Source organism: Pseudarthrobacter sp. GA104 (assembly GCF_009741265.1).
Classification (GTDB): Bacteria; Actinomycetota; Actinomycetes; order Actinomycetales; family Micrococcaceae; genus Arthrobacter.
Genome location: NZ_WOWL01000001.1, coordinates 735,079 through 749,408, shown reverse-complemented (window position 1 = coordinate 749,408; position 14,330 = coordinate 735,079). Strand labels below are relative to the sequence as shown.

Here is a 14,330-nt window from a genome sequence, read left to right as displayed (position 1 = left end):
CAACCAGCTCCATGACAAGCTCAGTTCCGCCTAACGAGGAGGCACAGAAAATGGGGGATCTAGCAATAGATTTCTGTGGTGAATGGTACGAGCCATCGGACGAGGACGTCTTCAATATCGGCCGCGAAGGCGACCTCGAAGTTGACGACAATCCCTACCTTCACCGTCAGTTCCTGCAGGTGGCCCGCTATGACGGGATCTGGTGGCTCAGCAACGTGGGCAGCATGCTCTCGGCCACGGTTGCCGACGCCACCGGCGGGATGCAGGCCTGGCTGTCACCCGGAGCCCGGATCCCGCTGGTCTTCAGCCACACGAACATCATTTTCACGGCAGGGCCCACCACCTACGAGTTTGCCGTGCACCTCAAGACCCCCTCCTTCCGGCAGGAGGCGCGCGACGGCGACAGCAACGGCGACACCACCATCGGCCCGGTGGTGTTCACCGACTCCCAGAAGGCCCTCATCGTGGCGCTCGCAGAACCCATGCTCCGGCGGGAAGGTACGGGGTTCAGCGCCATCCCCTCCTCGGCGGCTGCCGCGAAGACGCTGGGATGGGCGCTGACCCGCTTCAACCGGAAGCTCGACAATGTGTGCGACAAGCTCGACCGCGTGGGCGTGGCCGGACTGCGGGGCGGCGGCGGCAAACTCGCCACCAACCGCCGCGCCCGGCTTGTGGAGCACGCGGTCACCTCACACCTGGTGACCCCGGATGACCTGCACCTGATCGAGAAGATGAGGGGCGTGGACGAGGGATGAGAATCCGTGTGACCCTCCGCCGGGACCCTGCCGAAACGAAGGATCTGGCCGTTACCGTGGACGGCCTGGCCACCGTGGCCGATACCGCCGCCATGCTCTGGGCCGCGGATCCGGGGCGCAAGGGCACCCCGGTGCCGGACAACCTCTCCCTGCGCATCGAAGAGGCGTTTGTCGGCGCCGGCCTGAGCGGAACCATGCTCACCCGGACGGACAACCTCCTCGAGTCCGGCCTCCGGCCGGGTTCTGTTGTGTCCCTGGCCCAGGTGAGCGCGCAGTTCGATGTGCCGGGTGCCAGCCGCGGTCCTGCGGCCGCCACCCTCCGCGTCCTTTCGGGGCCCGACGCCGGCCGCGAGTTTTCCCTGCCCGTCGGCACCAGTTACATCGGCAGGGACCGGGACGTGGACATCCGCCTCTCGGACCCCCTGACATCCAAGCGCCACGCCCGCATCACGGTGGGGGAGGGCGTGGAAATCGTGGACACCAATTCGGCCAACGGGCTGCTGATGGACGGCCTCCCCGTCACCCGCGCCACCCTGAATTCCTCGGACGCGGTCACGCTGGGGGACACCACCGTGACCGTGGTGCCGCTGGGGCACAACCAGGCGGCAGCACCGACGTCGCCCCTGGTGAACTTCAACCGGTCACCGCGCGTGGTTCCCCGCTTCGAGGAACCCAAACGCGTGCTCCCTGCCGGACCCAAGCGTCCCGAGGACCACCCGTTCCCGTACATCATGATGATCGCCCCGCTGCTGATGGGTGCGGTGATCTTCGCGGTGACCGGCAACGCGCTCTCGGTGCTGTTCATGATGATGATGCCGCTCTTCATCGTGGGCCACTACGTGGACCAGAAGATGCGGAGCAGGGGGCAGCAGAAGGAGCAGCTCAAGCACTTCCGCGCCGCCATGGCCGCCTTCCGGAAGGACCTCACGGAACTGCAGCAGGTTGAACGTGCCGTCCGCCTCCAGGAAGCGCCGTCGGTCAGCGACACCGTGGACGCCATCTACAAGCTCGGTCCGCTGTTGTGGACGCACCGTCCGGAGCACACCGGATTCCTGGGCCTTCGGTTCGGCCTGGGCACGTCACCCTCCCGGGTCCTGTTGGAGGAACCGCCAAGCAACGACACCGAGGCGCAGTACGCGCAGGAGATCCAGGACTGCCTAAAGCAGTTCCGCGACATCGAGGGCGTTCCCGTCGTATCCCAGCTGCGCACCTCCGGGTCCCTGGGCGTTGCCGGTGCCCGCGGCCTGGTGGACGACGTCGCCCGGGGCATGGTGCTGCAGCTCGCGGGCCTCCACTCGCCCGCGGAAGTTGTCATCGCGGCCATCACGTCCGCGCAGTCCCGGGAACGCTGGAACTGGCTGCAATGGCTGCCGCACGTGGGTTCGGGGCACAGCCCCCTTGCCGGCGACCACCTGGCCGCCGGTTCGGCCGGCGGCTCCTCGCTGCTGGCCCGGCTCGAGGACCTGCTCGATGCCAGGGAGGCCGCGGCGAAGCGCTCCGGGCCGGACCTCCGCCCCGGGCTGGACCCGGCCAAGCACGACGTGGACCAGCCTGTGCTGCCCGCGGTCCTGGTGATCGTGGAAGACGACGCGCCGGTGGACCGCGGCAGGCTCACCCGGCTCGCGGAGCGGGGACCGGACTCCGGTGTCCATGTGGTCTGGGTGGCCACCGACATCCAGTCGCTTCCCGCTGCCTGCCGGGACTTCATGGTGGTGGACGGGGAACACGGCACCACCACCGGGCAGGTCCGCCTTGGCAGGCACACGTACCCTGTCAGCTGCGAAAGCGTCGACGCCGAACTGGCCGCCCAACTTGCCCGGATGCTGGCCCCGGTCATGGATGTGGGCAAACCCGTGAACGACGATTCCGACCTTCCACGGGCCGTCTCCTACGCCACGCTGATCGGCAAGGACTTCCTGGACAACCCCCAGGCCGTGGCCGAGCGCTGGACGGAAAACAACTCCGTGCACGCCAGCGCCGTGGCCAACCGGAAGGACAACGGCACCCTCCGGGCCCTGGTGGGTTCCAAAGGCATTGAACCCCTGTACCTGGACCTGAAGAACGAGGGCCCGCACGCCCTGGTGGGCGGCACCACGGGTGCCGGCAAGTCCGAATTCCTGCAGTCCTGGGTGATGGGCATGGCCGCCGCCTACAGCCCGGACCGGGTCAGTTTCCTGTTCGTGGACTACAAGGGCGGGGCCGCGTTCGCCGACTGCATCAACCTGCCCCACACCGTGGGGCTGGTCACCGACCTTTCGCCGCACCTGGTCCGGCGCGCCCTCACCTCGCTGCGCGCCGAACTCCACTACCGGGAGCACCTGCTGAACCGGAAGAAGGCCAAGGACCTGCTGGCCCTTCAGCGGGAAGCAGACCCGGACGCGCCGCCCTACCTGGTGATCGTCGTCGACGAATTCGCCGCGCTGGCCAACGAGGTACCCGAATTCGTTGACGGAGTGGTGGACGTTGCAGCCCGCGGGCGCTCGCTGGGCCTGCACCTCATCCTGGCCACCCAGCGCCCGGCCGGCGTCATCAAGGACAGCCTCCGCGCCAACACCAACCTCAGGGTGGCCCTGCGGATGGCTGATGAGGACGACGCCACGGACATCCTCGGCGTTCCCGATGCCGCCTACTTCGATCCGGCCATCCCCGGCCGCGGTGCAGCAAAGACCGGCCCGGGACGGATCCAGGGCTTCCAGACCGGCTACGCCGGCGGATGGACCACGGAGAAACCGCAGCGGCCCCAGATCGACGTCGTGGAAATGGCCTTCGGCTCCGGCCCGGCCTGGGAGGCCCCGGCTACGGAGAAACCGGAAGCGGCCGGGCCCGCCGGCCCCAACGACATCGCCAGGATGACCTCCACCATCGTCCGCGCAGCGGATGCCCTGTCCATCAACGCCCCCCGCAAGCCGTGGCTGGACGAACTCGCCAAGACTTACGACTTCTCCAGGCTGCCCAACCCCCGTACCGACGAACAGCTGCTCCTCGGCGTGGCCGACGACCCTTCCCGCCAGGCGCAGCCCACTGTGTTCTACGAGCCGGACAAGGACGGCAACATGGCCATCTACGGCACCGGCGGTTCGGGGAAGTCGGCCGCGCTGCGCGGCATCGCGATAGCGGCCGCGGTGACGCCCCGCGGCGGGCCGGTCCACGTGTACGGGATCGACTGCGGCTCCTCCGGGCTGAGCATGCTGGAGGAGCTTCCGCACGTGGGCGAGGTCATTAACGGCGACGACGTTGAACGGGTGGGGCGGCTGCTGCGCCTGCTGGGGGACATCGCCGAGCAGCGGTCGGCCCGGTTTGCCGAGGTGCGCGCGTCCACCATTGTCGAGTACCGCAAGCTGGCCGGCAGGCCTGATGAAAAGCGCATCTTTGTACTGGTGGACGGCATGTCCGCGTTCCGGGAAGCCTACGAACACAGCAGGCTGTCCGGGCTGTGGGACATCTTCCTGCAGCTGGCGACGGACGGGCGCACCCTGGGCATCCACCTTGTGGTGACCGGAGACCGGCCCAACGCCGTGCCCGCCTCGCTGCTCGCTTCCATCCAGCGCCGCCTGGTGCTCCGACTGTCCTCCGAGGACGACTACATTTCCATGGACGTGCCCCGGGACGTCCTCACCGCCGCCTCGCCGCCCGGGCGGGGACTCCTGGACGGGCTGGAAGTCCAGCTGGCAGTCCTTGGCGGCAACTCCAACCTGGCGCTGCAGGCACGTGAGGTGCACAAGCTCAGCGAAGCCATGCTCCGCCAGGGGCTGGATGCCGCACCCGGCATCGAAAGGCTTCCGGACCAGGTGGACCTGGATGTCCTCCCGTCCGGCAGCACCGGAGTTCCGGTCATTGGCGTCGACGATGAAACGCTGCGGCCGGCCGAGATCATGGCGCGGGGCCCGCTGCTCCTGGCAGGCCCGCCAGGGGCGGGCCGCACCGTGGCGCTGGTGACGCTGGCCTACGCCCTGCGGCGGTCCAACCCGGACACCGAGCTGATCTACCTGGCAGCCCGACGTTCCGCCGTCGCCTCCCTGCCTATCTGGAACCGCTCCGTGGTGGGAGCGGACGATCTCGCTGCGGTTGTGGAGGACCTGGTTGAACATTCGTCCGGAAACCCCGGCTCCCTGGCCATCTTCATTGAGGGCCTGACCGAGTTCACGGATACCCTGGCCGAATCGGGCGTGGCGCAGCTGGTGACCGCGTCCATCAAAGCCGACCAGTGGGTGGTGGGGGAATCCGAAACCTCCACCTGGTCCTCGGCCTGGTCCCTCGCGCAGCCATTCAAATCCGGCCGGCGCGGACTGTTGCTGAACCCGGGGGACATCGAAGGCGACAGCCTGCTCAACACCTCCCTGGGCCGGGTCAGCCCGGACTTCATCCCGGGCCGCGGCTACGTGGTGGGACGCGGCAAGGCACGGAAAATCCAGGTAGCGCTGCCCCCGGAAAGCAGGGACTGACGCACGTGCCACACGGTACGCCGCAGGTCCCGGTGATTTGGAGCTGATTTGCGGCGCCAGGCGAGGGTGTAGAAGACTACCGGGGACACCAGAAAGCCGCAGCGGGGGGGACTGCGCGCATCGAAAGGTAGCAAATGTTCCCGTCCCTACCAGTATTCCGCGCTGCCTCGGCGACGGCATCGGCCGCTGTCCTGGCCAGCACCCTGTGTCTCCTCCCGGCCAGCCCGGCGACCGCAGACTCCCCGGAACCCGCACCGGCGTCCACAACGTCTCCTGGCCTGTGCCTCGTGTTCTGCGCGCCAGAGCCTGCGGACAATCCGAATCCCGCGGACCCCACCCGGACCCAGAAGCCCAAGGAACCCGAAAGCCCGCCCGTTCCGCCGGCCGATCCAGCGCCGGCCCCTCCGGGTCAGCCCGCCCCTTCGGTCGCGCCTCCGGCCGAACCTGAGCCCTTGCAGGCAGCCCCGTCTGCGGAACCCGAAGGATCAGCCACCCCTTCGGCCACGGCAACGGGACCCGCGGCGTCCCCACCGCCCACAGGCGCATCAAGCGGTCAGGACTGGAATACGCCCGTCACCAGGTCCGCCAAGGCCACGCGGGTTGCGGCAGTCGCGCCCGACGGGGATTCCGGTGGCGGCCCCGCCCTCCTGCCAGTCATTGCCGGCATCTTACTGCTGGCCGCCGCCGCAGCATCCTTCGCCTGGTGGGGCAGGAACCGCCTCCGGTCGCACTGATCAGGGCCCCGCTCACCTGCCTTGATGGCAAGATAGGTCTGTGAGTACAGGACCAGGCCCCGCAGAAATGACCGCCACCCGCACCACGGAACCCGTTGAGCCGAACGCCGTCCCCAGCGAATCCGTCCGCGAGGAGTACGAGAACCTGGTGGACCTGGTCAGGAAGTACCGGTTCGCGTACTACCAGGAAGACGCCCCGCTGGTTTCGGATGCTGAATTCGACGAGCTCTTCCGCCGGCTGGAGGAAATTGAGGCGCTCCACCCCGAACTCGTGGCCAACGATTCGCCCACCCAGGAGGTGGGCGGGGAAGTTTCCGCAGCCTTCGCCGCCGTGCAGCACCTCCAGCGGATGTACAGCCTCGAGGACGTTTTCTCCCTCGAGGAGCTGGAGGCCTGGCTGAAAAAAGCCGACGCCGGCATCGCCAAGCTCGGCGACGGGACACCGGCCGCGGCCTGGCTGACGGAACTCAAGATCGACGGCCTCGCGGTCAACCTGCTCTACCGCGACGGGAAGCTGGTGCGTGCCGCCACCCGGGGCGATGGAACCACCGGCGAGGACATCACCCACAACGTACTGACCATCAAGGAAATCCCGCAGGAGCTCCGGGGCGGGGGGTTTCCGGCAGAAATGGAAGTCCGGGGCGAGGTGTTCATCCCCTCCAAGGAATTCGCCGAGTTCAACGAGGCGCTGATCGAAGCGGGCAAGGCACCCCTGGCCAACCCCCGCAACGCCGCTGCAGGCTCGCTCCGGCAGAAGGACCCGGCAGAAACAGCCAAGCGCCCCCTGAAGATGTTCGTCCACGGCATCGGTGCACGCGAGGGCCTTGAGGCCCGCAGCCAGTCCGAGACCTATGACCTGCTGAAGGAGTGGGGCCTTCCCGTCAGCCCCTACTCCGAGGTGCTGGGGAGCCTGGACGAGGTCCTGGAATTCATCAAACGGTACGGGGACAAACGCCACAAGCTGCTGCACGAGATCGACGGCATCGTCATCAAGGTCGATGACTTCGCCACCCAGCGGGCCCTCGGCTACACCACCCGGGTGCCGCGGTGGGCCGTCGCCTACAAATACCCGCCGGAGGAGGTGCACACCAAGCTGCTGGATATCCAGGTCAACGTGGGGCGCACGGGCCGCGTGACGCCCTTTGGCCTCATGGAGCCCGTCAAGGTGGCGGGCTCCACGGTGGAAATGGCCACCCTCCACAACCAGGAGGTGGTCAAGGCCAAGGGCGTGAAGATCGGCGACATCGTGATCCTGCGGAAGGCGGGCGACGTCATTCCGGAGATCGTGGGCCCCGTCCTTGCCCTCCGCGACCAGCAGGACCCGCCGGTCCGCGACTTCGTGATGCCCACCGAATGCCCCTCCTGCGGCACACCGTTGGCTCCGGCCAAGGAGGGGGACGTGGACATCCGCTGCCCCAACGCCAAATCGTGCCCGTCGCAGCTGCGGGAGCGGGTCTTCCACCTGGCCGGCCGCGGAGCCTTCGACATCGAGGCCCTCGGCTGGGAGGCTGCCATAGCACTGACCCAGCCGGCCGAACCCGAGGTTCCGCCGCTTACCTCGGAAGCTGCGCTGTTCGACCTCACCCCCGAAGACCTGGCCGGCGTCCGGATCCGGCGCGAGAAACGCTCCAAGGGCGTCCCCACCGGTGACTACGAACTGGTGCCGTACTTCTACAGCAAGGGCACGGCTAAGTCTCCGTCCAAGCCCACGGCCACCACCGAGAAACTGTTCAAGGAACTGGAGAAGGCCAAGGCCCAGCCACTGTGGCGGGTGCTGGTGGCCCTGTCCATCCGGCACGTGGGCCCGCGGGCCTCGCGTGCCTTGGCCGCGGCGTTCGGCAGCATGGACGCCATCCGGCAGGCGTCGGAGGAAGACCTGGCCCACGTTGACGGCGTGGGCCCCACCATTGCCGCAGCGCTGAAGGAATGGTTCGCGGAGGACTGGCACCAGGAGATCGTTGACCGCTGGGCGGCCGCCGGGGTCCGGATGGAGGACGAACGCGACGAGTCCATGCCGCGGACCCTGGAGGGACTGACCGTGGTGGTCACCGGTTCCCTGCCGAACTTCAGCCGCGACGAGGCCAAGGAAGCAATCCTGGTCAGGGGAGGCAAGGCAGCGGGTTCGGTGTCCAGGAACACCAGCTACCTGGTGGCCGGGGAAAGCGCCGGCACCAAACTGGACAAGGCCGAGCAGCTGGGCGTCCCCGTGCTGGACGAGGACGGCTTCCGCCGGCTCCTGGCCGGCGGCCCGGCAGCGCTGGCCACCAGACCGGAGGACAACGGAGCGGAACCGGTCGCGGAGGCGGCTGAGGCGGTCCCGGCCGACGCGGAGGCATCCCGATGACCAGCGCTACGGAACTGCTGGAGATCGCCAAGGCTGCAGCGGCGGCGGGCGCCCGGGTCCTGGCAGGCAGGAACGCCGGGGAACTCCAGGCCAGCAACAAGGGGGACGCCGGCGATTGGGTCACCTCGTTCGACGTCGCCGCCGAGCATGCGGTGCGGGACGTCATCTCTGCCGCACGGCCGGGGGACAGCATCACCGGTGAGGAACACGGAACCACCAGGCCGGACGTACCCACGGGCTACCGCTGGTCCATCGACCCGTTGGACGGAACCACCAACTTCATCCGCAACATCGTCTACTACGCCACCTCCGTTGCTGTGGCCGATGCCGACGGCGTCTGGCTGGCCGGCGTCGTCAACGCCCCGGCGCTGGGCCGCACCTACTACGCCGCCCGGGGCCACGGCGCCTGGCTTGAGGAAGGCGGCAGGGCCACCCGGCTGGACGGGCCCGTCCCCGGCCGGAAGGGGCAGATCCTGGCCACGGGCTTCAGCTACGATCCCGCCGTCCGCGCCGAGCAGGCCGCCTTCCTGGCCGAACTGCTGGACGGGTTCGCGGATGTCCGGCGGCTGGGCTCCGCGGCCCTGGACCTGTGCCTCGTTGCGGACGGCACCCACGACGCCTACGGTGAGCGCGGCCTCAACGAGCACGACTTCTCCGCGGGGGCACTGATCGCGGAAGAGGCCGGCTGCTGGGTCCGGCGTCCCCGCCTGGCCAGTCCGCTGGAGGGCGGGCCCGCCGATGCCGACCGGCTCGACGCCTGGACCTGCGCCGGCGGGCTCGAGCTCTCCGGCAAGTTTCCGCTCTGACTGATAGTTCGATCACGGAAACCGGGCTTTCGAGGAGCGTTATGGGGCAGTACCACTAGCATTGACGGGTGCAGCCCCAGATAACCGTCCGTCCCGCCGTCGCAACGGATTACGACGCCGTTGCCCGCATCACGCGTGATTCCTACCTCGCGGCGGGCTACTTCGAGGACGCCGACCACCCCTATATGCGCCAAGTCCAGGACGTTGCACTGCGGGCCGCAAACGCAACTATCTGGGTGGCCGAGCGGGACGGCAGGGTGGTTGGTTCGGTGACGCTGGCGCGCGCCGGGGAACCGTACGCGGACATCGCCCTTGATGACGAGCTGGAGTTCCGGATGCTGGTGGTGGACCCGGCCGTGCAGCGCACCGGCGCGGGAAAGGCCATGGTGGACGCCATCCTGGCCTACGCCAGGCAGTTGGACGGTATCCGGGCCGTCGCACTCACCACCGGGCAAACCTGGGAAAGCGCGCACGGCCTCTACCGCAAGACGGGCTTCTCCCGGGTGCCCGAGCGCGACTGGCTGGTCCCCGGAACCGACATAAAACTGCTGGTTTACCGGCTGGACCTGTAGCAGCCCTACAGTGGTGCCGACCCAATCCAGTATTGAAAGGCCCACCATGCGCAAAACCTTCGGCACCGGCTCCGTCTGGGAACAGACCCTCGGCTACTCACGCGCCGTCCAGGTGGACAACACCCTCTACATCTCCGCCACCGCGGCAAGCGGCGAAGACGGGATCGTGGGGGAGGACTTCTACACCCAGACCCAGTACATCCTGCAGAAACTCGGCAAGGTCCTGGCCGACGCCGGCTTCAGCTTCGAGGACGTCGTCCAGTCCAAGCTGTACCTGACCGACATCAGCAAGTGGGAGGAAGCCGGCCGCGCCCACGGCGAGGTGTTCGGCGAGATCCGCCCCACGCTGTCCCTGGTGCACGTCCTCCCGTTCCTGGACCCGAAGATGCTCGTGGAAATCGAGCTCGTTGCCCAGAAGAGCGCAAGCTAGCGCCCCGGCAGCCGGCTCAGGACGTTGCGGGCAGGCCGTAGCGGTGCTCAGGCCTGCCCGTCGTCCCGTACCGCAGCTGGATGTCCACGGCGCCGTCGTCCGCCAGGGCGGACAGGTACCGCTGGGCCGTGGCGCGCGACACGCCCACCCGGCCGGCCACCTCGGCCGCCGAGTACTGTTCCCCGGGCACCAGCGATTCCAGCACCGCGGCCTCCGTGGCTGAACGCGGTTTTGGCGACGCCGCGACGTCGCCCGGGATCAGGGCGCGCTTGGCACGCTCCACCGCGTCCTGGTCCAGCGCCCCGGGCTGGCCCAGCAGGCGCCGGTACCGGGCATAGGAGCGCAGCTGCCGGGACAGGGCCTCCGACGTGAACGGTTTCAGCAGGTAGCCCAAGGCTCCGCGGCGGAACGCGGTCCGGACGGAGGCGGCATCGGAGGCCGCGCTCAGCATGATGGTGTCCACGTCCAGCTGCTGGAGCAGGTCCAGGCCGGAGGCATCCGGCAGGTAGACGTCCAGCAGCACCAGGTCCGGCCGCAGGCTGTGGATGGACTGCAGGGCCAGCGACACAGTGCCCACCGGTGCCAGCGCCAGGAACCCCGCCACGGAATCCACGTAGGCAGCGTGAAGCTTTGCCACGTGGAAGTCGTCGTCAACGATCAGCACCCGAAAATCTTCAGGCATTGGTGTCCTTTCCGTTTGCTCCCGTGGTGTTCCTGCCGGCCCGGCCTGCGGTTGTCCGCGGCAGGGTGGCCATGAAGACTGCGCCGGGTCCACCCTTTGTGCCCGGATCCAGTATTTTGACGTCTCCGCCGCGGCGCCTCGCCAGCTGGCGTGCCAAAGCCAGTCCAAAACCGTGGCCGCCGCCGCGGCCGTTGCGGGGGCCGGGTCCGGACGCCGTGCTGAACCCTTCGGCGAAGAAGGCCTCCTGGTCCGTTTCCTCCGCCAGCCCGTCGCCTGAGTCGGCGACGACGATGTGCAGGGTGCCGCCGTCGTCGTCCGGCTCATCCAGCACCTCCAGCTCAACCCAGCGGTCCACCGACGTGCCGGCCACCGCAGCGTTGACCGCGTTGTCGATCAGGTTGCCCAGCACGGTGGTGACGTCCTGGGGCTCCGCCACCTGCCCGCGGACCAGGGTCTCCGGACCGATCCGCAGCGCCACGCCGCGCTCGTCCGCCTCCACGCCCTTGGCCCCCACGAACGCCTGCAGGTAGGGGTCCTGGAGCAGCTCCGCCTGGTCCACCGGGAACTTCAGCGGCCCGGTGGCCGCCAGCCGGGCCAGGTACTCGCGGGCCTGCTGGTGCTGGCCGATGCTCATGAAGCCGGCAATGGTATGCAGCTGGTTGGCGAACTCGTGGCGCTGGGCCCGCAACGCCGTGGACATGGTTCCCACGGCGTCCAGCTGCCTGGTGAGCTGCTGCAGTTCCGTGCGGTCCCGGAGCATCACCACCCAGCCCAGGTCCTCCCGCCGGTGCAGGGCCTTGCGCGCATTGGCCACCAGCACCCGCCCGCCCGCCACGAGCTCAAGTGCCTCCGGGCCGCCGGAACCGGTCCGGGTCAGGGATTTCAGCTGGTCCGGAACCGGCGCCTCCTCCCAGCGGCTTCCGGCCAGGTCCGGCAACCCCAGCAGCCGCTGTGCTGCAGAGTTGAATACGCTGATCCGGCCGTCGGCCGAAACGCCGATGACGCCGTCGTCCACGCCTTCGAGCACAGCCACCTGGTCGTGGACCAGCGTGCTGATCTCTTCAGGTTCCAGCCCCAGTGTGAGCCGCTGCAGCCGGCGGCGCAGCAGGAACGAACCCAGCACGCCCGCGAGCAGCGCGCCGGCCGCCGTGACGGCCACCGGGCCGATGTCGCGTGCCAGGCTCTGTCCCACGGTTTCCATGGAGTAGCCCACGCTGACCTCGCCCACCACGGTGGTGCCGTCCGGAGCGTAGACGGGAACCTTCGCCCCCGCGGAGGGCCCCAGCGTTCCAGTGTTCCGGGTGGTGACCTCCCGGCCTGCCAATGCCTCGGACGGATCGGTGCTGACCTTTTCACCGAGCCGCTCCGGGTCCGGGTGGGCCAGCCGGAGGCCGGTCTCATCGGTGATCACCACGAAGAGGGCGCCGGTCCGGGCGCGCGCAGCTTCGGCTGCCTCCATGAGCGGGCCGGCGGCCAGCTGCGACGGCGGGGGAGTGCCGGGCTGTTGGCTGATTGCCAGCACGTCCGCCCGCACCGAGGCGTCCGAGGCCAGTGTCCGCGCCAGGGTCAGCGCCTGGTTTTCAGCTTCGCTGCCCGCGCGGTCATAGGTCAGCCAGGCATGGACGGCTGCGCTGAACAGGACAACCAGGAGCACCACGGACAGTTGCAGCAGGAGCGTCTGGGTGGAGAACCGCAGCGGCGGCCGGGGCGCGGGACGCTGCATGATCCTCCTTGACTGGGCTGTGGCGGGTTTGAACGGCCGGGGCGGGGGCCACATACAGGCCGAACCGACGTGAGCACAATGAGCAAAATGCTCCCAATAAGCAGTATGCCAATCAATTGAGCCAAAGGCACTGCCGTGACGGCGGCCACCCTACAGTCTGTAGCACGCGTCACACCGCTGTGCCGCTGTTCACAAGAAGGAGCCGGCTGTGCTGGTATTACTTGGATTCGCCATGATCGCGGTATTCATGGTGCTGATCATGACGAAGAAGTTGACGCCAGTGCTGGCGTTGATCATTGTCCCCACTGTTTTCGGTCTTTTCGCCGGCGCCGGCCTGGGCATCGGCGACATGGTGATGGACTCCATGAAGTCCATGACCTCCACCGCGGCCCTGCTCATGTTCGCCATCATCTACTTCGGGCTGATGATCGACGTCGGGCTGTTCGATCCGCTGGTCCGGTTCATCCTCCGCAAGCTGGGCAATGACCCCGCCAAGGTTGTCCTGGGAACCGCCATCCTCGCCGCAGCTGTGTCCCTTGACGGCGACGGCTCCACCACCTTCATCCTCACCACCGCAGCCATGCTGCCGATCTACCTCCGGCTGAAGATGAGCCCCGTGGTCCTCACCTGCGTGGCGGGCCTGGCCAACGGCACCATGAACATCGTGCCGTGGGGCGGCCCCACCGCCCGCGCCGCAAGCGCACTGAAGATCGACGTCAACGACGTCTTCGTCCCCATGATCCCGTCCCTCCTTGCGGGCATCGCCGTGGTCATGGCCTTCGCCTGGGTCCTGGGACTGCAGGAGCGCAACCGCCTCCGCGCCACGGCGCCGGAAATCTGGGCTGTGCCTGAAACCGCTGAAGGGTTCGACGGCGGCACGCATCCTTCCGGCCCTGCCGGTTCGTCCGGAACCGGCCGCGGACGCAAGGGGACCAACCCCGGCGGAGCAGCCCCCGCCGTCGACGGTTCCGCCGGCTCCTCCGTGGCCGTCCTGGAACGCACCGAAAGTGCCGTGGACGCACAGGAGGCGCAGGACGCACAGGACGCCGGGCTGGCTGACACGGCCCTGGACCCCAACCGCTCCACGCTCCGGCCCAAACTGTTCTGGTTCAACCTGGCCCTCACGGTGGCCGTGATGGGCATGCTCATCGCCGATCTCGTGCCCCTGCCTTACGTCTTCATGGTGGGATCGGCCATTGCCCTGCTGGTGAACTTCCCCCGTGTCAAGGACCAGGCCACGCAGATCGTGGCCCACGCGCCGTCGATCGTTGCCGTGGTCAGCATGGTCATGGCCGCGGCCGTGCTCACCGGTGTCCTGACCGGTACCGGCATGGTTGAAGCGATGTCCGCGTGGCTGGTGCAGATCATCCCTTCCAGCATGGGCCCGCTGATGGCCGTGATCACCGGCGTCCTCAGCATTCCCATGACGTTCTTCATGAGCAACGACGCCTTCTACTTCGGCGTCCTGCCCGTGCTCAGCGAGACCGCAGGCCACTACGGAATCAGCGCCGCCGAAATGGCCCGGGCCTCCATCACCGGCCAGCCGTTCCACATGCAGAGCCCGCTGGTTCCCGCCATCCTGCTCCTGGTCTCGCTGGCGAAGGTGGACCTTGGCGACCACCACAAGAAAGTCCTCTGGCGCAGCGCCGTCGTGTCCCTGGTCATGCTGGGAATTGGCATGCTGACTGGAGCCATCGGAATCGGTTAGTCTGTAGCTGCCGTGCTGCCGCCATTCGTGGCGGGACCCGGCAAGAAGGTGCCCGTCTGACGCCCGCTGGGGGTCGTCAGACGGGCATCATCGTTTCCCCACTAGAATGGGTCGGAAATCAATTCAAACTTTGC

At 68.2% G+C, this 14,330-nt stretch carries 9 protein-coding genes; 7 read left to right on the top strand and 2 right to left on the bottom strand.

Annotation, left to right across the window (positions count from 1 at the left end; translation table 11 throughout):
- The first annotated feature begins 50 nt into the window (after positions 1-50).
- From GK109_RS03385 to GK109_RS03360, 6 genes are all read left to right on the top strand, one after another.
- On the top strand, positions 51-755 hold the full coding sequence (locus GK109_RS03385; protein WP_157238666.1) for a hypothetical protein: 705 nt from the start codon (positions 51-53) through the stop codon (positions 753-755).
- Positions 752-5,197: an FtsK/SpoIIIE domain-containing protein gene (locus GK109_RS03380; RefSeq protein ID WP_157238665.1), complete on the top strand. Its 4,446-nt coding sequence runs from the start codon at positions 752-754 to the stop codon at positions 5,195-5,197. Before GK109_RS03385 ends, GK109_RS03380 begins: the two co-directional genes overlap by 4 nt.
- 801 nt (positions 5,198-5,998) lie before the next feature.
- Positions 5,999-8,275, top strand: a complete 2,277-nt coding sequence (gene ligA / locus GK109_RS03375) for an NAD-dependent DNA ligase LigA (RefSeq protein WP_157242592.1) — start codon at positions 5,999-6,001, stop codon at positions 8,273-8,275.
- Entirely contained in the window at positions 8,272-9,081 is an 810-nt protein-coding gene (locus GK109_RS03370; RefSeq protein ID WP_157238664.1) for an inositol monophosphatase family protein, read from the top strand. The genes ligA and GK109_RS03370 overlap by 4 nt, the downstream gene beginning before the upstream one ends.
- Positions 9,082-9,149: 68 nt before the next feature.
- A complete protein-coding gene (locus tag GK109_RS03365; RefSeq protein WP_321215792.1) occupies positions 9,150-9,653 on the top strand; it encodes a GNAT family N-acetyltransferase in 504 nt (167 codons plus the stop codon).
- Positions 9,654-9,699: 46 nt separating this feature from the next.
- On the top strand, positions 9,700-10,083 hold the full coding sequence (locus tag GK109_RS03360; protein ID WP_157238663.1) for a RidA family protein: 384 nt from the start codon (positions 9,700-9,702) through the stop codon (positions 10,081-10,083).
- Between the two features lie 16 nt (positions 10,084-10,099).
- Here GK109_RS03360 and GK109_RS03355 read toward each other — a convergent pair whose 3' ends face one another.
- Together GK109_RS03355 and GK109_RS03350 are read right to left on the bottom strand one after the other, a co-directional pair.
- Positions 10,100-10,765, bottom strand: coding sequence for a response regulator (locus GK109_RS03355; RefSeq protein ID WP_157238662.1), 666 nt, complete (start codon positions 10,763-10,765; stop codon positions 10,100-10,102).
- Positions 10,758-12,488, bottom strand: a complete 1,731-nt coding sequence (locus GK109_RS03350; protein WP_157238661.1) for an ATP-binding protein — start codon at positions 12,486-12,488, stop codon at positions 10,758-10,760. The genes GK109_RS03355 and GK109_RS03350 overlap by 8 nt, the downstream gene beginning before the upstream one ends.
- A 208-nt stretch (positions 12,489-12,696) precedes the next feature.
- Between GK109_RS03350 and GK109_RS03345 the strand changes: the two genes are divergently transcribed.
- The gene (locus GK109_RS03345; RefSeq protein ID WP_370460370.1) at positions 12,697-14,196 is read left to right on the top strand and encodes a CitMHS family transporter; all 1,500 of its coding nucleotides are present in this window, start codon (positions 12,697-12,699) and stop codon (positions 14,194-14,196) included.
- Positions 14,197-14,330 lie beyond the last annotated feature (134 nt).

What these genes read in the sequence shown, in the direction of transcription:
- GK109_RS03380 (WP_157238665.1), top strand. Translation starts at nt 752, where the DNA reads ATGAGAATCCGTGTGACCCTCCGCCGGGACCCTGCCGAAACGAAGGAT.
- GK109_RS03360 (WP_157238663.1), top strand. Translation starts at nt 9,700, where the DNA reads ATGCGCAAAACCTTCGGCACCGGCTCCGTCTGGGAACAGACCCTCGGC.
- GK109_RS03355 (WP_157238662.1), bottom strand. Translation starts at nt 10,765, where the DNA reads ATGCCTGAAGATTTTCGGGTGCTGATCGTTGACGACGACTTCCACGTG.
- ligA (WP_157242592.1), top strand. Translation starts at nt 5,999, where the DNA reads ATGACCGCCACCCGCACCACGGAACCCGTTGAGCCGAACGCCGTCCCC.
- GK109_RS03350 (WP_157238661.1), bottom strand. Translation starts at nt 12,488, where the DNA reads ATGCAGCGTCCCGCGCCCCGGCCGCCGCTGCGGTTCTCCACCCAGACG.
- GK109_RS03370 (WP_157238664.1), top strand. Translation starts at nt 8,272, where the DNA reads ATGACCAGCGCTACGGAACTGCTGGAGATCGCCAAGGCTGCAGCGGCG.
- GK109_RS03385 (WP_157238666.1), top strand. Translation starts at nt 51, where the DNA reads ATGGGGGATCTAGCAATAGATTTCTGTGGTGAATGGTACGAGCCATCG.